1 rRNA gene is annotated in these 522 nt (G+C 55.2%); it reads left to right on the top strand.

The features are described from left to right. Window positions 1-8: 8 nt before the first annotated feature. Window positions 9-123: ribosomal RNA gene (rrf, locus tag WKB25_RS21065) — 5S ribosomal RNA — on the top strand. The last annotated feature ends 399 nt before the right edge of the window (window positions 124-522 follow it).

Below are 522 nucleotides of genomic sequence, written 5' to 3'. Positions count from 1 at the left end.
ACCGCCTCCCTGGTGAAATTAGCGCTATGGAACCACCCGATCCCATCCCGAACTCGGAAGTGAAACGTAGCTGCGCCGATGGTAGTGTGGCCTAAGCCATGCGAGAGTAGGTCATCGCCAGGGTTTATACCCAAAAACCCCGCTGCTCACGCAGCGGGGTTTTCCTTTTTTTGCAAGCCTCAGGTTTCGACCTGGACTTACGGCAACAACTTCGCGAAGAGCTTCAAGTTTCTCTCACAAGTTGTTGACAAAGCTGAGAGGCCTGCCATAATAGGCGGCTCGCAACGACGAAAGGCCCTCGGGTCCAACGACGAAGCAGCATCGGCAACAACGTCCACTCCGGTGAGGCGGCCTTGAAAAAAGGTGTTGACGAAGCGGAAAAGCCGGCTATAATGGGCGGCTCGCTACGAAGGAAACTTCGCAGCACACGGGAATGGCGCTGAGGCCACTTCCCCGGATCTTTGAAAGTATGCGCAGGTATCTTGTGAAGGCGCCTGCAGGAAGGATGATTGTCCATCTTGC

The sequence above is a fragment of the Stenotrophomonas sp. G106K1 genome, from assembly GCF_037969685.1.
GTDB classification, from domain to species: Bacteria; Pseudomonadota; Gammaproteobacteria; order Xanthomonadales; family Xanthomonadaceae; genus Stenotrophomonas; species Stenotrophomonas lactitubi.
This window is presented reverse-complemented; position numbering and strand designations above follow the sequence as displayed.